Below are 21,756 nucleotides of genomic sequence, written 5' to 3' on the forward strand. Positions count from 1 at the left end.
TATATTTACCTTTACATACCTTATATTTTTATTACCAGTATTTTTAACTGTAATTACTGCCCTTCCATAATTACCACTATCATTTTTCCATTCAACCTTTTCTATTTTTATTGAGTTAGTCATTTCTTTTAATAATGCTTCTGAATCTTTCTTAGCTTTTTCTTTAGCCTTTGCTTCATTTTGTTTTGTTACATATGATTGATACTCTTTAGAATTAGTTACTTTAGCAATTTTATATGAATCTATTAAACCTTTTACTTTCTTAAGCTCCTCAGTATCTTTCTTGAAATACTTTTCTGCCATTTTTGTTGCTTCTTCATAATCCTTATTTTGATCTAGAGTTGCATATATTTTTTCTCTTCTCTCCTCTTTGCTCATGTTTAATCCATAATACCTATATATAGATATACATGCACACATTAAACCTAACAGTAATATTAATACAACTGCTACTTTTTCTTTGCTACTTAGTCTGTTTTTTAATAATGTTGATTGCTTATTTTCTTTATTAATTTGATGTTCCCCCATATAAATCCCCCCAACTAAAATATAAAAACATTATACCATTTACATGAATTATTGGTAAATATTTTATGAATGATATTAACTAAATAGAAAAAGTGAGTTACAACAAACTTATTGCTTTAAAGTAATACTAAAGATATTAAAAATCTTTTTATAAAGATAACTTTTGATGCAAGGTAACCTTTCATTAGGTTTTAAGTATAGTATTTATAATTAGTATTTAGGTATAGTATTTAGACATGCTCTTAACCCTTGATTTTACTGGGTTTTTTCATGCTAAAGGCAACGAGTTGATACTCCAAAGGTAACGAGTTGATACCTGTTTTGGAGCTAAAGGTAACGAGTTGATACTCTAAAGGTAACGAGTTGATACCTAAAGGCAACGAGTTGATACGTCAAAAAAGGGGGAAAATTGGTGTTTTAGGTATCTTAAATAAAAACCAGTTGCTTTTAAAAATGTGTAAGTTTATAATTTATTTATAAAAAGTAGCTAGACTATTTTTAAGTTATGTTTTGTATGCTAAAGGAGAAAATTTATGAAGAAAGAAGTTTTAAATACACCTAACAACATAATAAAAGGAAAGATAGAAATAGATTCTCAAATAAATAAGCTATATTATAGAATTCTTTACAATATACAAAAAGAAAATAGACAGTACATTATAAAAGCAAAAAAAGGTGAAGAATTAACTGAAGATCAGGCTAATATATTAGAAGAACTTGATAGAATTGGATATCTTAAATGTACAGTTTCTTATGATGAAATTCAATCCATTATAAGAAGACGAAATGATCAAGTAAAAGAAGAAGTACTTAAAAGATTTATTGCCCTACAAACTGCTATTTTTAGATTTTCAACTGGTGAAACAACCAATGAAGAAACTCAAACCCAATTAATTGGTCAAGTTAGTGTATCTGATAATAGTTATACAGTTTCTTTAAGTGCTAAATTATATAGGTATCTTTTCTATTCAGTTGGGGTTGGATTTACACCTGTCAATTTAGCTGTTCTTTTTAATTTAAAAAGTCAATATTCTCAGGCCTTGTATGTAACCCTTAGAAGCTGGAGTGGAGTAAAAAGAGAAATAGAATATACAGTTGAAGAACTAAGGGAAATCTTTAATGTAGGCTCAAAATATAAGGCTTATAAAAACTTTAAACAAAAAACTATAAATGTTGCTATGGATGAAATTAATAATACATCAGCTATGAAAATTGTTGAGTTTAAAGAAATAAAAAAGGGACGTAGCGTTGATAAAGTTGTCTTTGTTGTAGAAGACTTAGAACCACGTTTTGTACTAGAAGAAAATAAAGACGATTCTACTGAAGATAAATCAGTTATATGGCTAGATTACATAAAAGTAGAAAATGAGGCTCTTAAGGAAAGATTAGAGCTTAAATATAATGATATGAATTTTGAAAGTCCTATAGTTAAAGCTTTATTTCATAAATCCTATGATAAAACCTTAAACAAAGATAATAGATTTACTATGATCCAAGACAAAAAAGGAAAAAGTAATTTTGCTTTATTTAATTTTATAGTTAATGGAGAAATTTTTACCCATGAGTTAAGTGTAGAAAGTCAATTTAAAATTAATTCAACTACACAAACTCTATTTTGATATAGAACATAGTTCTACTTAATATAGGTGGTAAAATTTATATATTAATTATAAAATAATTAATATATAATATCATAATTAAAAACAATAAATGAAACTTGATTTAAATTATGATAATAAAGTATAATAATTCCATGAAACAAATCTTCAAATTTACACTTTTGGAAAGGAGGAGATTGAATGAGCAAAAGGCATAAAGGAAAAAATGCAAAAAAAAATGCACATAACCGCTCTGCAAAGCGTACGTGCTATAAAAAAATAGTTAACTATTTTTTTATATTTTTAAGTTTCATTATTGTTTTACCAGATCGATATGAAACTCTAAGATTGTTTATGAAAAAAATTATAGATATTTTTTCATAATATTATTTTAGTCAAGGATATGTATAAGCTACCAACTTATACATATCCTTATTCATTATATCTAAGTTTTTCTTAAAATTATTTTTTAATGTCATTATTAAGGTTTTCCCTAAAAAATATATTTTAGTCATTCTATTTTTAAGTTTCATTATTGTTTTATAAGATTGATATGAAACCTTAAGATTGTTTATGAAAAAAATTATAGAAATTTTTCATAATATTATTTTAGTCAAGGATATGCATAAGCTACCAACCTATACATATCCGTATTCTTTATATCTAAGTTTTTCCTGAAATTATTTTTAAGGTTATTACTAAAGGTTTTCCTAAAAAATATTTTTTGCCTTTATATTTAAAATATTATCATATCACATATATCATAGTCAATAACAATAGATTTATTGTCTATTGTCATTAATGTTATAATTAGAGTATAGGGAGTGCTATAATTTAACACATACTTTTAAAAAACTACGCAATAGTTAAAATGGATTAAAAGGGAGAATGAAAATGTTAATTCGCATAGGTTCAAAAGAAGAATTGAAACATTTATGGGGGAATAGTAACTCTCCAACCGAAATGTATTTTATTGATGGTATTGAAAAAGGAAACATAGAATTTTGGACGGTTGAAAATGAATTAGACAACTCGTTAGTAGGTGAACTTTATATATTTTGGAACTCCGAAGATAAGGATGAAGCCAATGGTAAAGATAGAGCATATCTTTGTGCTTTTAGGGTAGAAAAGGAATTTCAGGGACTTGGAATTGGAAAGATATTAATGCAAAGAGTTTTAAACAGAGTTAAGGAAAAAGGGTTTAGAGAAACGACAATTGGTGCTGACAATGATAACGCTGAAAGATTAACCTGTATGTATAAGTCATGGGGGTTTTCTGAATTAATAAAATTGCAAAATACTGACTACCATTGTTTAGATAAAAATAATAACCCTACATATTATGAAATTCCATATGCATTATATTTAAACAAATTATAGAAAACAGTAATGTAGTACGCAATCTTCTCAAAAATTGATACAATTTCAACATTGTTTTAAAATATAGCCAAAATTAAAAATAATTATTTATATAAATACAAAGTAAGTTTTGTTACTTGCTTTGTATTTTTTTGTACCCTAAGGGGTTTAAGGGGTGTCCCCTTTTAAATTTAAAATACATTTAGTGGAACAGCCATGGAGGGCTAGTCCACTACGTGCGAAGGGAGAGCGTGAAAGTATCAGGCCCAGCCAAGGAAGGCTTGTCCTGATACGGCAACAAACGGAATGAGCATTACAGATGAATTTAAATGGTGGGACAAGCTTTATTAAAGTTATTGTGTTTATGATTTTTTATATGGTTTTATAACCTTTTAAGATGACTTTAAAGCAATTTATATATAGCATTCAGGACCTATAAATTAACACTAAATATTTTAAAATGCTTTTTATTATTTGCATATGCTTTGATTTTAAATAATTTTAATATTGCTTGTCCCACTCGGATTTTTCTGATTTTCCTTTTGGTTTGACTTTCTCTTTGCACCCCAACGGGTACCCAATGTTTGGACTAGCTTAATCCGTAACAGATGTTAGTGTAGAAGTGGTTTGATAGAAGGGAAAAACACTTCTACAGTTACATATGTAGGTGATAGCCTGTTCAAAATTGGGTGTTGGCCTTACTGTTATGTTGAATTTAATTTTTTTATGGATATTCTTGTTTTTATGAAGTGGTGCCATAAAGATTTAAAGAAATGCTGATAAAGGGTATATCAGTATATGCAGTAGCAATGTTATGAACTTATATTATTTATGTGTTTGTTTAATTTTATATTTATTAACTATAGAATTTAGAGAAATAATAACAGTAGTATATTTGGGGAGGTTTGGAGGGTGTCCATCCATTATTTTTTATTGAACTCTTTTAAAAGAGTTCTTTCCTTTGAATGGACAAGCAGGACCTAAGAGCATGCATAATAAAGATATTATAAGACATGGTTATTAAGTTATATGTAAGAGGTAATTATGGGTTTTATAATTATTTATGCAAATATATGCAGTCTTTTAAGAGCTTTATGGAAGAGAGCTTGTCCGTGAACGTAAAGGGAGGCTTGGAGGGAAAACCTCCATTTAAGATAGTAGGTTTTTTAAGTATAAATGGTTTTATGGATTTTATTATTGCTTTTGGAGGTTATGGGTGGTGTGATAATTTAATTTTCGAGATATAGGAAATTTATATTTATAAAACTTCATTCTTTTGTTTTAAGGGAAGTTCCAAGAGCAATAAATATGATTACAAGATTTTGGTATTGTGGTAAATTATTAATAATGATTTATAATAAATAAATTAATTAACATTTTAATGGAGGAATAACTATGTTCAAAATAGAGAGTGAAAAATTAAAACAAGATTTAATAATGGGTTTAAATTTTCTTAAGAAAAACAATAAAAAATACTTGTTTGTAGAAATTGAAAATATCACCATAGACAATCTAGAAGAATTAATAGACTATATAACTGGTCTAAAAATTTCAGGACAAAATTATACTGAAGAAGAAATAAATACATCTAATTGGGATTATGATTTTGAGGAAATAGAAGAATTTATTATAAAAAAAAGTGATACTATAACTATTTTATTAGATCAAGCAGAGTCAACAATACAATGTACTATAGATAAGTTTATAGATTTAATAGAAGATGTTAGGTTTTCTAATATTGATGATGGAATATATATTTCTAATAAAAAAACAATTATTAGAGTAGAAGCACGAGACATAGAAAATCCTTTTTGGAAGGCACCTAATTACGAAAAAATAGTATACTATAAAAATTCAAACATTGAAGTAGGAATTTATGAAGATAATGATTTTTATTCGCTAAAGGTATTTTTAGACAATGATTTTAGTGAATATACTCCAGTTATATTGTATTATGATTTTTTTATTAAAATAAAGTTTGATGATAAGTTTAAATTAAATAAAGATGAAATATTAGAATTGTGTAATGCAGTCATATATGATTTTTTTCTAAAATATAAAATATCCTTAGAAATTAGCCCAAGAAAAACAATTTATGAACATGAATATGAAGAAGAAAGTACCGAGTTTAATGATGATGATTCAAAACTAGAGTTTAATGCAAAATTATTAAGTAAGGGAATGAAAGATGTATTAAATATATTTAATAATGCTGAATCTCTTGATTTAAATAGAGCTATAGTAGAATACGTAAAGGTTATTGAATATATTTCACCTACAGTTAGTACTAAAATTTTAATAAATAAAGTTTATTGCAGACTTAAATGTACAGATAATTTAAATCCTACTGCTGAGTATATAAAAGAACTAGAAGAGTTATTTTGTAGACATAGTAAAAATACTAAGAGTGATAGTGACTTGATAAAAAATACAATTAAAGAATGTTGTAAAATAGAAGAACTTAAAGATTATTTTCCTACATACATAAGAAAAATTTATAAAGGAAATTATACTAATATAGATAATGTTAAGAATGATTTAGCAAAAAGTATAAGTGATACTAGAAATGAAATTTCTCATGCCAAGGCAAATTACACAAAAAAAGGATTAGAATGCCCTAATGAAGAAAAGCAACAATTTATAATATTACTAAAAAACATATGTATTCAAATTATTGAATGGTTTTATGATTCAGAAGAAAATATTAGAGTATTAAAAAAATAACTCTAAAAATATAAATGTCAAAGAATTGCCAGTATAATCCTTCTAATATTTACGATTGATAACTATTTCAAATAAAAGTAACATCAATATTTAAAATATATTCAAACAAGCGAATTTTCATATAATCATTAACAGCATTAATTATTTTTCACTATTCTTATTTTAAAAATATTTTTTATAGGTAAATATACTTTTAAATTATTTTCAATAGATTAAAGCTCTCAAATTTTAATTTAAAATAGGTCCAAATAAATAAATTATTTGAACCTAACGATGTCTCTCTAAAAATTCTTTTAATGCCAAGCTTATAATATCCTGCTGTTTAAATTCCTTATGATCTTTGATAAACTCATTAAACTCTTTTAAAACGCTATCATAAATTTTAAGTGTCTTAATCGTTAACTCCCCATTAAGCTGTGATACATTAATGTTAGTATCCTTCGCCTTATTTACATGGTTATTATCAAGTAAACTTAATATATCATCCTTATGTTTTAAAAGCTTCCTTAACCCAATAATTTCACTATCTTTAAGTGAGCATACTTCTATATTACCCTCTTTATTTTCCAGGGTTTCATCTATATTATTTTTACTTAAAATTTCCGTAGTCTCTTTATAATCTAATTCAATTGTATCTGATTTATTTTTAGTGATATCTATGTTATCCTTAATTTTTTTTCTCAGTTTATCTAATTTTGCATCAATATTACTTTCATCTTTAAGTTGATCCATATCTATATTACTCCCTTTATCATTTTTAATTTTATTATTATCAATATTTGAAGCATTTTTACTTTTGTTTTTTTCTTCATTTTCAGTTAAGCTTACTCCAATATTACTTTTAGTAATATTTATATTACCTTCTTGAATATTTTTAAATTTATTATCCTTTTCATTTAAATTACTTTTATTTTTATCTTTACAATCAAGTGGACCCACTACTATATTACTTTTGGTAATATTCATATTACTGCATTGAGTTTTCTGAGTTTTATCTTGTTTAATATCCATATTACTTCCAGAAATATTTTTCTTACTTTCATCTTTAGGTAGATTCATATTTATATTATTTTTTACTTTTGAATCCTTAACTTCACTATTTTTTATATACTTATTTGCTCTTTTATTGAAAACATATTTATTTCTAGTAAATCTATTTCTTATAGTGCTTCTAGGTAAATTTAACTCTCTCTCTATAACATCTCTTAAAGTTAAATCTTCATCTAGCCTACTATTTATATAATTAACTTGCTGCTCTACATTTAGCATGTTAAATTCATCCCTATTCATATGGCTCTCGCCCCCTAAAATATTACTAAAGGTAATATTACAGTAATATTACTCTTAGTAATATTTTATTATAATTTCATATATAAGTATAGTTTTACAATATTAACCTTGAAAATAAAAACTTCGCTAAACGTGGATTTATCGAAGTTTTTTTTATTTAAACTAACTTTAATCAACATAAACTAACATTTATACATATAAAATACACATAGAGTAAATATAAAAGTCATATTCTTAACACAAATTTTAACATTAGCCTGAGTATTTCCCACTAATTTTTATTCTCATGAATATTTATATTTATAGAATGATTTTTTGTTCAGTAATCTGTATGTTAGCTAAATTAATCTAGGGGCTATGACATGTAATAAGACAATGGTGAATTTACAGGTTGTGACCAAAAGATACACTACCTAATTCTAGATAATTTATTGAAATGGGGTGATACCATGGACGATATGGTAAGTTTAGTAAGTAATGTAGGTTTTCCTATAGCCATTACTATTTTCTTACTAATACGAATGGAGAAAAAGGTAGATGGCTTATCAACTTCAATAAGTAAACTATCTACCTCAGTAGAAAAACTCATTGAAAAAATATAGCTCTTAATTTTAAGGGCTATATTTTTTAGCTAAAAATTCAGCTACCACATATTACATAGTTAAATGTTAAAAGAAAGGGGTTGAATAATATGGCTGCTAAATCAACACTTGCAAAGTCTATGCTATTTCTTTTGGTGAAAGCTGGAGAAACTGCTGAAGGTAAAGATGTATTTAAGAAAGTTAGGATTGGATTTTTAGATTCTAAAGCTTCTGATGATGCTCTATTTACCATAGGAACTGAAGTTGAAAAGGTACTTAATTTTAAAGTTTCAGACATTGTTAAAGAGAATGCTTATACAGTAGAAAACATTGGTTAATTTAAATCTTAGATTTTTTTAGAAAGGAGGATTTTTTTATGAACAGTAGAACTCTTGTCATGACATTTTTAAATGACATTGGTAAAAAAGTAAATGTAAGAATACCTTATGTAAAGGAAGATCTATCTAAAGACGAAGTTGCAGCTGTAATGGATGCTTTAATAAATTCAAAGGCTATAATTTCAGACGGAAGTTATCTAACAACAAAAAGTTCAGCTACGGTAACAACTCAATCAGTTGATAAAATATATTTATAATAAGATAAAATAAAGGGGTTGTTAATATTAGTTACATACTAATATTACAACCTCTTTTATTTGTCCAACAATTTACGCAGAATAACTTTTATTAACAAAGGTAGTACAATAAAAATTACTAACATAACTAATATAATAATCAATGCCCCAATTCCCCAAATCTTTGTAGATATATCCATATGCATCAACCTACATATATAGTATAGCACTATATATATTTCTTAAGAACCAAAATTCTTAACTTCTAAAGAAGTTTAATTCTTATATTTTAGAATTCATATTTATCATTTTCTTTGACTAAAATAATACTTAAAGATCTTTCGATGTATTGTTTTGCTTTTTTATTAATTTAATCTTATATTAACATATATTATTTGATACACTTTCTTATCAGAATCATAGTAAGCAAACATTCTTTTAAAGTTGCCTATTTGAAAACCCATATCTGGGTTTGGCAAAAAATTTGTTTTTTTCCATGTTATAGGTAGTGTTAATTTATTTATATCTATATCTCCTGAATTTACTTCCTTTACAACTTTTTTATGTTCTTGATATGAAAATTTATCTCTGTTTGGTGCTCTCCACCCTTTTTTCAATTCTTCTAAATTAGATATTGGTCTATCCAATGATATATCTAGTGCTGTTTGTTTTAATTCCTCAGGCTTACCAAAACTAGGATTGTTATACATCCATTCTGAATTATTTAGCTTATTAGTTAAATCCCAGTCTATATTAGCTTCATCCAAAACTTTATGACCTACTCCTGATGAATCTAACCACCATCCATCTACTGTTGTGTCTTTGGCCATGGAGCCATCACCATTTAGATAATACCATTCACTACCAAGTTGTTGCCACCCTGTTAACATTGCACCACTATCATTTAAATAATACCAAGCTGTTCCTATCCATTGCCATCCTGTTATCATTGCTCCATCATCTTTTAAATAGTACCAGTTACCGTAGATTTTGTTCCAACCTGTAGCCATTGGACCATTATCCTCAAAGAAATACCAATCGCCATTAATCTTTTGCCATCCTGTTTGCATTACACCACTTTGATTAAAGTAACACCATTCTTCATTTAATTGGGCCCAACCCCTTATCATTTCTCCTGTATGTTTAAAAAAGTACTTATTTCCGTCTATGACTTGCCATGCTCTTGACATTTCTCCATTTGACTCAAAATGATACCACTCGCCATTTATAAAATCCCATCCAACTGTATTAGTTCCATCTGCCTTTTGATAATACCATTTTCCTTCTTTCTCAACCCATCCTTGTCCACTTGTTGCTGTTGCAATAACAGAACTGTCAGTCTTAGCTGAAACAGTCTGTGGAACACCTATTAAGCTTGTACCAATTGTTGTAGCTATTAATGCTATTATTAAATATTTTTTCATATACTTTCCTCCTATTGAAATATATATATATTATATTTCAAAAAAAGGATTTTTGGAAATTTTTTAAAAATAGAACGAATCTTCCTTGAGGTGGTGTTATTCCTACCATCTTAAGGTTAGATAAGCTAATCTAGGTGCGTAATAACTGTTATCCCCCACCTTATAAGAGGATAGGGTAGTACAGCTCTGGTATCCACTTTTTTATAGTGACAGCTTTTCTATTTTCTTTTATCCTCATATAGCTTACAAATTGCTTCATCAACAATCTCATTAAAAGTTATAGATGGATCATCATAAACAAATACCTTGAGCTCTTGAAGCTTCTTAACCGTTGATGTTTTTAAGGTATAGCTTCTTTTTATACTAAGTTCTTCAGAATGTAAATTCTTAACTTCTTTAGAATTTACATTCTCTAATTCTTTAGAAGTTTCCTTCTTATCTTTTTTAGAATCTATGTTTAAACCTTCTAAAATTCCTTTACTTCCCTTACTCAATTCCTAGTACCTCCTTAGTTAAATTCATATAATCCTTAGCTCCATTTGAGTTCTTATCAAAAAATACAACAGGAGTTGAGTTATCTTGAGCGTATTCTATCTTTGAATTAATTCTTATATTAGTTTTAAATAACTTATCATTAAATGTGTTTTCTAACATATCCTTTATATCCTTTGATATATTTTTTCTACTATCAAACATAGTTATAAGAACACCTTCAATTTCTAAATCTTCTTTTAAGTTATCCTTTACTAAATTATAGGTATCTATAAGATGTTTAATACCTTTTATACTAAAGTATGATGTGGCAACAGGAATTATAATGCTATCACTTGCAACTAAAGAGTTAATAGAAAGAAGTCCAAGACTTGGAGGACAATCTATTATTATGTAGTCAAAATCATCTTGAATTTTTTTAATAATTTTACTTAATATATGTTCACGACTTAAAGCATTTGCAAGTGTTATTTCTGCATTTGATAATGTTATATCACTAGGAAGTATATATAAGTTATCAAATGAAGTTTTTATTATAGCTTTACAAATATCTTCTTTACTTAAATTTCTAGAATTTAATAGATCATATATAGTAACATCTAATTCATTTTCATCTACTCCCACAGAGCAAGTAGAATTTGCTTGTGCATCCATATCTACAATAAGTACCTTTTTATTATGAAGTGTAAGTCCTGCAGCAAGATTTACAGCAGTTGTTGTCTTTGCAACTCCACCCTTTTGATTAAATATACTTATAATTTTACTCATTAAAATACACCTTCTTTCATTGTTTAATTATTAAGTTCTTTAATATTTTACCATGTAAATTCTTAAAGATATATATTTTTTTATTCCTAAATTCCTAAATTCTTAGGAATTTAGGAATAAAAATTGGTAACTTACTTCGAAAGTCTTGTTAATCTTTAATTCGTATTCCGTAACTAATATTATTTTATAATATTAAATAATATAGGGGTACCGCCAACATTTCCGACAAAACCCACTCTAAGACATAAAATGGAAAAATTTCTTATAATGCACCCACTTTAAGAAATAGTAATCTATATTACATAATGGTATAATTTACTTATAAAGTGTTGCGGAATAGTAAATTATGACGACTTAACTATAGTTAGTATTAGTTTATATATTATGAAGAAAAAGAACTGTCCCCATTGATTACCTTTAACAAACAAAGGGTGTCAAAGATACTAACTTAAATATGAGAAAAATATGTCTTGGCAATGAGGTGCATTACATTTATTTATAAATGATACTATAAAAATCTAGGGAAGTGGGGCGCATTATGCCAAAAAATGATAATATGCTAGCAATTTTATGGATGCTGAATTCAGGTACAAAAATAACTGCAAAGCAAATATCCGAAAGGTTAGAAATAAACATAAGGTCAGTTTATCGTTATATGGATGCATTGTGTGTTAGTGGAGTGCCAATAATATCGGAGCCTGGTCATAACGGCGGATATAGTTTGCTTAACAATTTTATCCGAACACCCCTGTTTTTTGACCTTGAAGAGAAAAAATCACTTTTACATGCTGCCATTTTTGCAATGGAAGCAGGATATCCTTTTATGGAAGCATTAAATAGTGCAACATCAAAGTTAAAGATGTTCTCGAATCAAGAACAAGAAAAAGTTCTTAATCGTCATTTAGTCGGATTTGAAGTAGTGAGTCGTATTTGCGATCCAGCTATCAAGCCTATATTAAGGGAGATTGAGCAAGCTGTTGCTAATGAATGCTCTATGGAAATTGAATACTGTGCAGGTTATGAAGGGCATACCCAGCATAGGGTTGTTGACCCCTATGGGATGCTTTACTGGAACAATAAATGGTATGCTATTGCATTTTGCCATCTTAGGAATGAAATTCGTAGTTTTAGGGTAGATAGAATAGTAAATATTATAAGCACTAAAAATTCATTTAAGCGTCCTGAAGCTTTTTCGGCACGTGAGTTTTTTACAAAAAACTTATTATCGAATGTGGAAAGCAAAGTAGGACTTTGCACTTTAGTAATTGAGGGCAAATCAGAAGCATTGAATGACCTTTGTGCACATTGGTTTTTAGGATATCATCTGATAGAACGAACTGAATGCAGAGCTAATTTTTTAATGGATGAAGACTCAATCCATACCTATGTTCCTCATATTCTACTTCAATATGGTAAATCAATAAAGGTGCTTGAACCAAATAGTTTTAAAGATGCTATGGCAGCAATTCTTAGAGATTTGATGGCCCATTATCTTCACTGACTGAATTTGTCAGTGAAGATAATATATAATAGATCGAGATGGAGTTTGAGACCATCCTGTAACAAATAGCAACAATAAAATGAATGTGGAGGAATAGAAAATGAAGAATACAGTATATCTTTATGTATTTGATACAATGGCAGACTGGGAAATAGGTTATTTAAGCACTGAAATCAATTCGGGAAGGTACTACAAAAAAGGATTAATGCCGCTAAAAGTAGTAACTGTAGGAATTACCAAAACCCCTATTACTACAATGGGAGGTCTGAAAATATTGCCAGAAATTGAACTTAAGGAGTGTAGTGTTAAAGATACTGCTGCTTTGATTCTACCTGGTGGGAATACATGGACAGAAGCAATTCATGCTCCCATTATAAGAATGGCTGAAAAATATTTAGAGAAAGGTATTGTTGTAGGTGCAATTTGTGGTGCTACAATAGGACTTGCTATGGGGGGAGTATTGGATCAACGAGCTCATACAAGCAATGACTTGGGGTATCTTAAAATGGTCTGCCCAAGCTATGATGGAGAAAAGTATTATAAGCAGGAATGTGTAGTAACTGATGGAAGTTTGATTACTGCTTCTGGAATAGCTCCCCTTGAATTTGCTTTGCATATATTGAAAATTCTAGATGTATTCTTACCGCAAACCCTAGATTCCTGGTACAATCTTTATAAAACCCAAGAGTTAAAATATTTCTTTGAGTTGATGAACTCAATTCAATAAAATGGCTTAAAGTGGGTAAGATAGCTACTTTTCACCACCTTTCACTTTAGCGTGGGTTTTGTCGGCAATGTCGGCGACACCCCACACTGTGTTATTTTAAGCTTTAATCAATCATATCAATTATACTTTTTATGACATTTGAACGTGCAAAATTATCATTTAAAGGCTTATTGTCAGCAAACAAATTTTCTCTAAGTGTATTTTCTATATCTTTAAGCTCTTCCTTTTTTTCATTTAAAGTAATAGGTAGATTAAAATCTAACTTCCTATGTTTATCATGATGTAGATGTTTTTCCACTACATAAGTAGATTTTAACTCTTCACATAAAGATTTAAAAATATATTTAATTCCTCTTAAGTAGTTTAGATCTTTTTTATACCAGTTTAACTTTAGCTTATGTAGGCAGAATCCAATAAAATTATAATGTAATTGACAATTTGTATACCCTTTATCCTCATGATCTATTATTCCAAACCTTATAAATTCATCTGAATAACCTACCAGTTTAAATATCTGTGAAATCATATAGAAATTCTCTTCATCTAAAGCAAATGTTAAAATATTTTGCTCGTATTTAGGTACACACTCTTGACGATTATATTTACTTAAACCTTTTATATCAAGAATATTACGATTAACATCATTTGTATTTAAAATTTTATTCGATACAACTATGTCCAAACAATTTTCTGCATCATATTTGATTATCATTTTTAATATATCAAATATTTGAAGATCATCTAATTTAATTAACACATCTTTGTTATTTGTTATATGTTCAAATAACTCAGCATCCTTATCGTTTTTTATAAACCCCTCAACTTTATTTAAAAATTCTTTAATCATATTTATTACCCCCACGTTGTTATATTAAATTTTATAGTCTATAAAGACTATAATGAACATTTATTGTACACAAAGTTAATTTTCCTTTTTTTGGCTAAATTGATTAATTAAAAACTCCTTAAATTTTAGTTTTAAATCTTCTTGGAACACTTTTGTACAATCTTCATAGCTATTGCTATAGCTAAAAATTTGATCTACATAATGAACTCCATTTTCTGCATAATCTTCCACACTAAAAATTTCTACTATAAACTTTAGCATATAATTTTTAATTTCCTCATCAGTTTTAATTAACTTTCTTAATTCCGTTGGCAAAATTGATATTATTTCATCTATTACTTCTTTAGCCTCTGTAACAACACCAACCCTTTCATATGCATACACGTATTGAAATGCTAAATATATTTTATTCTTCAGATCTTTCATAAAATCATCGTTAATAATATTTATAACCGATACAATATTAATATTTTTACAATCTTCATTTATATAACCAAACACCATATCTAAATCTGATAGTATTTCATCAATTAAGAATTCATCATAATGTCTTTCATCATCAATCTCATTATCATATTCATCAATTTCTCTTTTTATAAATTCATAATTAGAAATTTTCTCTATGCTGAAATTCATAAATTTATTAACATATACCTCAACGGATTTTACTAAATCTTTATATGTATATAGGTTTTCATCTACTTGTACTGCGTAATCAACGGAGTTTATTGCATGTCTTAACATTCCTTCAATTATATCTGCTTTTGCTATAATCCTATTTTTAACTAGCATTTGCAAACCAATTTTTGATAAATTTATAAAATCAACTAATTCTTTATCAATCTTATTATTCATAGTTACTCTTTCTTTTTCTTTTTCATTAATATAAATTTGTTTACTCATTATGTCCCTCCTTTTTAACAATTATAATATGACTATAGTAAAATTGCAATATATATCTATAAAACACAATTTTATCTTTATATTTTTCAAATATTATCTTTAAATAAATAGTTTTTATAGAGATATAATTTTCAATTCATCATTTTATTCTTTATTATTATTTTGTTTATCTTTATAAATCAAATACTGTATTGATTTAACATACTCTTAAATTTAAAATACCCTACACTATTGTTAAATAACTTAAAATAACTTAAAATAATAATAACTAATTGTTTTATTGAATATAGTAGATATTTATTTTTGAATTTTATAAACTATAATCAATAATCATTTTTATTAAAAATAAAAAACTAACTTCTTAAATTAATAAAAAGTTAGTTTTAAAACATATTATATAAATATATTAAACTATAAAATATTAGCAGTATCTTTTTATAGTTCTGATATCTTTTTTTAGCTCTTTAGCTATCTGTTTTTGTGTAAAACCTTGTTGGCGCAAGGTTTTTATACTTTTCTCAAGTTCGAGCTTATCTTTTTCACGTTTTGTTAGTCCCTCTTCATTTCTTCTTTTTAGATTTCTAACTTGATTTTTACGTGAGTATTTTTCTTCTTTACTAATAATAGTTTCTAATTTCTGTTGTTCCTCATAACTTATATTTAACAATTCAATTAATCTTTCATTGCTATAGTTATATTTCTTATTTTTATAGTATCTTTCAGCGCTCTTTGTAGCCTTTTTTACTTCTATTTTACTAAGTTTTTCAGTAAATCTACTGTTGATTTCTAAAGTATTTTCTAGGGCTTCGTTTTCATCTAATATCATGCAACTCCAGTACCTATAAAGAAATAAAATTAATTCCCTATGTCCTGCAACATCATACTCTCTCATTTCACATAACCTTACTAAATCTCTTATTCTTGTCCAATATAAGGAGTATGCATTAAATAGTTTTGTTATCTTTTCTACTCTATTTTTATGTTTTGGTGAACTCTTTTTTGTTATCGTAAAATATTCATGCTGTATTTCATTTAAAGTATAGCTTGTCTCATTTGTTTCAAGTATTTTTACTGTGCTATTATACTTTAAATTTATTGTTCCTGGTATCCTCAGAAAACGTACTGGATCTACGGCCACAGGATCAGCTCCAAGATTTTTTAGACACTCTAAAAAATACCTTTCTATTGCTTGCCATAAAGGTAAAGCCTTAATTGGCACAGGTTTTATATGCCATATTAAATATAACCCCTTACCACTGTCTATTATCAAATTTGGTGTTGGAATTAGAGAGTTAAAATAATCTTTTTCCAAGAAAAATAGTACACTCTCTAATCTGAGCCCCTTCTTATAGTAATCTAAATCTATATAAAGATTCTCAAACTGTGCTATGTTTTCTGTTGTCCGTTTTGGCTTGTAAAACGTGTTTAGAGTTAAAAATAAGTTGTAAATTTCATCTTCTTTTTCCGTTTCATCAATAGCTTTCATTAAGTTTTTTTCGGTTTTATACATTCTTTGTGAGAAGTGTTTCTGATTCATTTTTATAAATGCTCTATATCTATGCCTTTCAGCATTTTCACTAAGCATTTCTATATAATTAACTAAGTCATTATTTTCATTATTATCTCTAAGAACTGCATTCATTTTTCCTCCTTTTATGAAACTTATACTTAAAAGGAATAAAAACTCTTTGACATCCTTCTACAAATAATTTAAAATAATTAAATAATAAATATTTTTTGACAACAGAAAAATATTTCGATTCGTGAACACTAATAACTGCAATATTAGTGTTTTTTTATGCTTTTTTTTACTATAACATGGTAATAAGTTTTACCGCAACTAATTATAACTTTGTATTCTACTAATAATCCAAATTTCTTTAGCTAAAAAATGTAAATTTTCACAACCAATTTACTCCCTTTTGCATATTAAATTGTTAGAATATAAGTAAAAAGGAGTGGTTTAATGCCTAATAGCTACTCATACGAAGAAATTGAACATATAGTAGAAAAAGCTAAAGAAGGATGTAAAATATCGACCAATTGTCTTATAGAAATTTTAAATCCATATATGCTTAACTTATCTAAACGTGTATACGTTTTAAATTATTCAGATGAAGATTTGTACCAAGAATGTGTTAAATCACTGTTAAAAGCAATATCAAGCTATAATACAGGTAAAAATATCTTTATTTCCTATGCAACTACATGTATTAAAAATAACATTTACTGTATAGTGAGAAAAAGAGCCAAAGAAAATTTTCAAGCTTCCTTAGAAAAAGTAGAATTTAGCTTAAGTTATGACGTAGATTTCCATCAAAATTTAGATACCATTGAAAAAAATGGACTTATTAAAAAGCTTCAACTTGCCTTTTATAAGTTGAAACCTGAATATAGAGAAATTTTGATTCATTTTTATTTTAAAAATAAAAGACTAAATGAGTTTAAAACCAATAAAGATCCTTATTCTTTAAAGTGTAATGCTGTAAAAAGCTTAAAAAAAGAACTAGCAAAATTAAATTGCTAGTTCTTTTTCTATATAGCCACTTTTCCAAATACTATATACAATCCTTTAAGTAAATTTCTCTCATACTAAGCTTCTATAAAATTCTATTTTGAAACTTTTTCTAAATCACAATTTTTATGTATAACTCTACCTAACCTCAATTATAATATTATCATATATACCACTTAAGATATGTAATATATCCAATGCCCTTCTAATAACATGAGTTTTTATGTTATTAGTGCTTTCAACTTCATCTTTAAGACCTACATTTTAAAGAATTGTATGTATTGAACTATGTAATTATATTACCCTAAGTAAACAGAGTATTGTATTTCTTATTTATCCTTTAAATTGAATCTTTCTCCCTTTTGAACCAGTAGCATAAGTCCAAGCCAATCCAGTACCAAATCCACCCTTTGCAGGTTTACCTCTTCTGTCTGTAGTTATGTGATGGATATATTCATCTATGTCATAAACACCTGTTTCAATCACATCTAAAGTCTCTCTTTTTAATTGAAATTTAATCAAATATCTAGGTACCCTAATATCATTATATTTTTTTTCTGGACTCATTGTTAATATCCATCTAAGAAGTTTATCTTTGTTATTATCTTTTTCTAATTCTCTTGTTAAAATTTCCTTTTCTTCTTTTGAAAAATTTATAGCACTAGCATCGCATTGATGCTTTTTCATTAGTCTTTCAACTTCAAAATTTTTTATTCCAGTTTCATTTAATATAGTATCAACATCATATTCAGCCATTGCTACTTTAGGTACAGTTGTCTGTTTAACGCTAATTGGTATATTTATAACTTGTCCTTTCATTGTATAAATCTTTACCCAAACATCCGTTTTTGCATTACCTCCATTATCCCTTTTAGGAATTTTATTTGTAGCTTCAATTTTCATTATCTCACTAACTTCAATTTTTTCTTTTATTATTATGCTTTTAAAAATAAATTCATCTAATTTATTTTCATCAAGTTTATCAAACATACTTAAATATTTTTTATCACTAAATACATTTACAACAAAACTCTCATAAGCATCTCCTAACTTGTCCCCTATTTCCCCATAATGTAAAGCTTTAATATTATACTTCTTATATGCTTCTTTTATTTTATCACACATAAAAACATCCCCCTTCATACGTTATATATATATAATAACATATAAGGAGGATATTTCTATAAACTTACTTTGTTATTGCTACCTCATTTAATGTTTCTTTTTCAATATTATCTAATGCAATCCTTAATTTATTTGCTAGTGATTTAACTAGCAATACAGGAATAGCGTCTCCACATTGTTCATATTTATCCTGTAATGGATCTGAATGGAATTTTACATATTCTCCTTCAAATACATACCAATCTGGAAATGACTGTAATCTTGCAGTTTCTCTAGGTGTTAATCCTCTGTCGTTTATAGGATGAACCATTTCATCCAAGCAATGGCTTGTAACTGTAAATGATGGCTCATTTTCTCTTAATCTTCTATTTCTAGCTGCATATAATTTCTTAGGGAAATACATAGTTACAATATCTTGTTTTCCATCATTTATTAATCTTTCAGCAGCCTTCTTCATTCCTTCACCTTGTTCTATATAACTCAACCTGTTAACCATTTTCTCTCTGTGGTTAACAGCTTTATGATTTTCTATTACTTTTACAATTCCATCGTGTTTTATATGCTCTGGAATATATCCTTCTTTTCCTGAAATAAATTTTATATATTCATAAAATGATTCATTTATTTCTTTGTTCTTATATTCTTCCTCATATGAATATTTTATTTTTTGAAATTCTTCACCCTCGCCCTTATTTAATTTTGGCAAATACTTTAAAGCCTCTCCTACTGTAACATATGGAAATTTTCTACCATCACCATGTGTTTTCTCAGGATATATAAATTTATTTTCACCATATTTTTCATTTATTGCAACTAAAAAAACTCGCTCTCTATTTTGAGGTACACCATAATCTGCCGCTAAACATTTTATTGTGTTTTTATCTGTACTTGCTAACTTGTAACCGTGGTTATTAAACTCATCTATAATAACATTAAAAATATTAATATCATTACTTTTTTTAGTTAATAGTCCTGGTACATTTTCAAAGAAAACATACTTACTCTCTACAGTATGAGCTATTCTCAACATATTCTCAAATAAGTTATCTCTTTCATCTCCATCTAATCTTTTTCCAGCCAAAGAAAAAGATTCACATGGTGGTCCTCCTGCAACCACATCTACTTTACTTACATTAAATTTCTTATTAAGAACTTCTAATATTATTTCATTATCAACTAATCTAATATCTCCATGTATTAATACTGTTTTTTCATTTTTTAAGTTTAATATTAATTCTAAAGTCCCCTTATTTTCTATTAAATCTTCAAGTTTATATATTTCAGCATCATGATTTCTAGCATATGTTTTTACAGTGTTATCACTCATTTCTACTGCTATTAATGGCTTAAACCCTGCATTTTTAAAACCAGTACATAATCCGCCTGGACCCGCAAATAAATCTATATATGTATACACTAACCTATACCTCTTTTCTAGTTGTTTTTAATTACACTATATAGAACTACCGTTCTTTTGTAAATAAATTTTAATTTATGGAATTCGATAATTTATATTATATCCTAACTAAATAAAGATACCACCTTAATGCTAGTTCCTTTTTATATTTTTTAATAGAAATCACTATTTAATTATATCTTCTTTATCCTTTATTATAAAACTTTAATTCTTTTCAATTATATTTTTTAATTCTTCAAGTGATAAAACATGATTTTTCTTTCTATGTATCATTCTATGACAATTAGAGCAAACTGCAATTAAATCAGTTTTAGGATTTATTTTTACTTCATCCTCAATACTTGAAAGCGGGCTTACATGATGAACTTCTATATACGCTCTGCCAAGTTCTCCATAAACTTTTTCAAAATCAAAACCACAGGCCATACACTTAGTTCCATGTATTTCAATTGCTCTAGTTCGATTTTTAATATTTCGCTCATATCTTGTAGTATAATAACTAATTTTTTTTCCTTCATTTTGTGATATTATATCAATTACTTGGTGAAATTCTTCACTTTCAAGTTCAATATCCTTAGCTATAATTTCACTACAGATACTTATAAAACATCTCTCTAATGATTCAATTAGTAAATTATAATTAGTATCATTTAGCTTCCTCAATTCTTTTATTACATCTATTATGTCAATCTCTGAAAAAATTCCTTTAAACTCTTTTCTAATACCCATATAATGAAGTACCCCCATAGATTGCCACCCACGACTATAGTCAGAATTAACTTTTATATATTCTTCGTCTAATTTTCTATGAGATTTTCCTTCAAATAAATATCCATAAATAATTTTATCTCTTATCTCTTCATCACAAATATTATATTCTCTTGAACGATTAGAATATTGTAGCTTAGGTATTTGCATAAATTTACCCCCTAGTTAATTTTAGTAAAAACCTCTGTCACTTATGGTTGTATTGTGTTAAACATATTTTTTATAGTATATTATTTACTTTAAAATAAGTTAAACTTTTTATTTCTTTACCATCTAATTGAAATCTATCACATGCCCATGTATCATCTCTATCCATAAATACTTTATACACTATTAATCCAAAGAATAGAGCTGCTCTTACTTGATTTTTATTACATGCTTTAAAAATAGGTTCATAAACTGTTCCTATCCAATTATGTCCTGGTATCCATCCTGCTGTGTGTACTTTACCACTATCAAAAACACTATTAAGCTCATTAACTATTGCAGTATAATCATCATCTAGTAAATTTTTCTTCCACTTAGTAAAATCATCACTATAAGGTAATTTAGTTCTTGGCTTTTTTGTATCAATAGAAATAATCATAAAAATATCCCCTTTCATTATCAAGGAAT

At 27.1% G+C, this 21,756-nt stretch carries 21 protein-coding genes; 9 read left to right on the forward strand and 12 right to left on the reverse strand.

Features of this window, described 5'->3' with window-relative positions; all coding sequences use genetic code 11:
• On the reverse strand, window positions 1–528 hold a 528-nt coding region (locus tag BM119_RS16205; protein WP_143087343.1), incomplete at its 3' end, for a hypothetical protein.
• A 533-nt stretch (window positions 529–1,061) separates the two neighbouring features.
• Between BM119_RS16205 and BM119_RS16210 the strand changes: the two genes are divergently transcribed.
• The 3 genes from BM119_RS16210 (at window position 1,062) to BM119_RS16225 (ending at window position 6,209) form a co-directional block, all read left to right on the forward strand.
• Entirely contained in the window at window positions 1,062–2,147 is a 1,086-nt protein-coding gene (locus tag BM119_RS16210; RefSeq protein ID WP_090042773.1) for a replication initiation protein, read from the forward strand.
• Between the two features lie 873 nt (window positions 2,148–3,020).
• Window positions 3,021–3,506 carry a GNAT family N-acetyltransferase gene (locus BM119_RS16220; protein ID WP_177199463.1) on the forward strand — a complete coding sequence of 162 codons (486 nt, stop codon included), beginning with the start codon at window positions 3,021–3,023 and terminating at the stop codon, window positions 3,504–3,506.
• Between the two features lie 1,374 nt (window positions 3,507–4,880).
• Window positions 4,881–6,209, forward strand: coding sequence for a hypothetical protein (locus BM119_RS16225; protein WP_090042776.1), 1,329 nt, complete (start codon window positions 4,881–4,883; stop codon window positions 6,207–6,209).
• A gap of 267 nt (window positions 6,210–6,476) precedes the next feature.
• Here the strand turns inward: BM119_RS16225 and BM119_RS16230 are convergent, their stop codons facing one another.
• Window positions 6,477–7,499 (reverse strand): hypothetical protein, encoded by a 1,023-nt coding sequence (locus BM119_RS16230; RefSeq protein WP_090042777.1) that lies wholly within the window; start codon window positions 7,497–7,499, stop codon window positions 6,477–6,479.
• Window positions 7,500–7,948: 449 nt separating this feature from the next.
• Between BM119_RS16230 and BM119_RS16235 the strand changes: the two genes are divergently transcribed.
• From BM119_RS16235 to BM119_RS16245, 3 genes are all read left to right on the forward strand, one after another.
• Entirely contained in the window at window positions 7,949–8,101 is a 153-nt protein-coding gene (locus tag BM119_RS16235) for a YvrJ family protein (protein ID WP_090042778.1), read from the forward strand.
• Between the two features lie 89 nt (window positions 8,102–8,190).
• Complete coding sequence (locus BM119_RS16240; protein ID WP_090042779.1) at window positions 8,191–8,418, forward strand: DUF1659 domain-containing protein; 228 nt, start codon at window positions 8,191–8,193, stop codon at window positions 8,416–8,418.
• 38 nt (window positions 8,419–8,456) lie between these two features.
• Entirely contained in the window at window positions 8,457–8,675 is a 219-nt protein-coding gene (locus BM119_RS16245; protein WP_090042780.1) for a DUF2922 domain-containing protein, read from the forward strand.
• 344 nt (window positions 8,676–9,019) lie between these two features.
• Here BM119_RS16245 and BM119_RS20465 read toward each other — a convergent pair whose 3' ends face one another.
• The 3 genes from BM119_RS20465 to BM119_RS16260 form a co-directional block, all read right to left on the reverse strand.
• On the reverse strand, window positions 9,020–10,078 hold the full coding sequence (locus BM119_RS20465) for an N-acetylmuramoyl-L-alanine amidase family protein (protein ID WP_090042781.1): 1,059 nt from the start codon (window positions 10,076–10,078) through the stop codon (window positions 9,020–9,022).
• 218 nt (window positions 10,079–10,296) lie between these two features.
• Window positions 10,297–10,572, reverse strand: coding sequence for a hypothetical protein (locus BM119_RS16255; RefSeq protein WP_090042782.1), 276 nt, complete (start codon window positions 10,570–10,572; stop codon window positions 10,297–10,299).
• Window positions 10,565–11,338, reverse strand: coding sequence for a ParA family protein (locus BM119_RS16260; protein WP_090042783.1), 774 nt, complete (start codon window positions 11,336–11,338; stop codon window positions 10,565–10,567). Before BM119_RS16260 ends, BM119_RS16255 begins: the two co-directional genes overlap by 8 nt.
• Window positions 11,339–11,876: 538 nt before the next feature.
• Here BM119_RS16260 and BM119_RS16265 point away from each other — a divergent pair.
• Together BM119_RS16265 and BM119_RS16270 are read left to right on the forward strand one after the other, a co-directional pair.
• Complete coding sequence (locus tag BM119_RS16265) at window positions 11,877–12,839, forward strand: helix-turn-helix transcriptional regulator (RefSeq protein ID WP_090042784.1); 963 nt, start codon at window positions 11,877–11,879, stop codon at window positions 12,837–12,839.
• 100 nt (window positions 12,840–12,939) lie between these two features.
• The gene (locus tag BM119_RS16270; protein ID WP_090042785.1) at window positions 12,940–13,566 is read left to right on the forward strand and encodes a type 1 glutamine amidotransferase family protein; all 627 of its coding nucleotides are present in this window, start codon (window positions 12,940–12,942) and stop codon (window positions 13,564–13,566) included.
• 103 nt (window positions 13,567–13,669) lie between these two features.
• Here BM119_RS16270 and BM119_RS16275 read toward each other — a convergent pair whose 3' ends face one another.
• The 3 genes from BM119_RS16275 to BM119_RS16285 all read right to left on the reverse strand — a co-directional run bounded on the left by BM119_RS16275 (window position 13,670) and on the right by BM119_RS16285 (window position 16,958).
• Complete coding sequence (locus BM119_RS16275) at window positions 13,670–14,413, reverse strand: hypothetical protein (protein WP_090042786.1); 744 nt, start codon at window positions 14,411–14,413, stop codon at window positions 13,670–13,672.
• Between the two features lie 75 nt (window positions 14,414–14,488).
• Window positions 14,489–15,316 (reverse strand): hypothetical protein, encoded by an 828-nt coding sequence (locus tag BM119_RS16280; RefSeq protein ID WP_090042787.1) that lies wholly within the window; start codon window positions 15,314–15,316, stop codon window positions 14,489–14,491.
• A 421-nt stretch (window positions 15,317–15,737) separates the two neighbouring features.
• Window positions 15,738–16,958, reverse strand: coding sequence for a hypothetical protein (locus BM119_RS16285; RefSeq protein WP_090042788.1), 1,221 nt, complete (start codon window positions 16,956–16,958; stop codon window positions 15,738–15,740).
• 324 nt (window positions 16,959–17,282) lie between these two features.
• Here BM119_RS16285 and BM119_RS16290 point away from each other — a divergent pair, with 324 nt between their 5' ends.
• Window positions 17,283–17,843: a sigma-70 family RNA polymerase sigma factor gene (locus BM119_RS16290; RefSeq protein WP_090042789.1), complete on the forward strand. Its 561-nt coding sequence runs from the start codon at window positions 17,283–17,285 to the stop codon at window positions 17,841–17,843.
• A 321-nt stretch (window positions 17,844–18,164) separates the two neighbouring features.
• Here the strand turns inward: BM119_RS16290 and BM119_RS16295 are convergent, their stop codons facing one another.
• The 4 genes from BM119_RS16295 to BM119_RS16310 form a co-directional block, all read right to left on the reverse strand.
• Window positions 18,165–18,956: an MspI family type II restriction endonuclease gene (locus tag BM119_RS16295; protein ID WP_090042790.1), complete on the reverse strand. Its 792-nt coding sequence runs from the start codon at window positions 18,954–18,956 to the stop codon at window positions 18,165–18,167.
• A 64-nt stretch (window positions 18,957–19,020) separates the two neighbouring features.
• Complete coding sequence (locus BM119_RS16300) at window positions 19,021–20,373, reverse strand: DNA cytosine methyltransferase (RefSeq protein ID WP_090042791.1); 1,353 nt, start codon at window positions 20,371–20,373, stop codon at window positions 19,021–19,023.
• Between the two features lie 204 nt (window positions 20,374–20,577).
• The gene (locus BM119_RS16305) at window positions 20,578–21,291 is read right to left on the reverse strand and encodes an HNH endonuclease (protein WP_090042792.1); all 714 of its coding nucleotides are present in this window, start codon (window positions 21,289–21,291) and stop codon (window positions 20,578–20,580) included.
• Between the two features lie 70 nt (window positions 21,292–21,361).
• Complete coding sequence (locus tag BM119_RS16310) at window positions 21,362–21,727, reverse strand: hypothetical protein (RefSeq protein WP_090042793.1); 366 nt, start codon at window positions 21,725–21,727, stop codon at window positions 21,362–21,364.
• Window positions 21,728–21,756 lie beyond the last annotated feature (29 nt).

Origin of the sequence: Clostridium frigidicarnis, assembly GCF_900111985.1 — a bacterium.
Taxonomy (GTDB): domain Bacteria; phylum Bacillota; class Clostridia; order Clostridiales; family Clostridiaceae; genus Clostridium_Z; species Clostridium_Z frigidicarnis.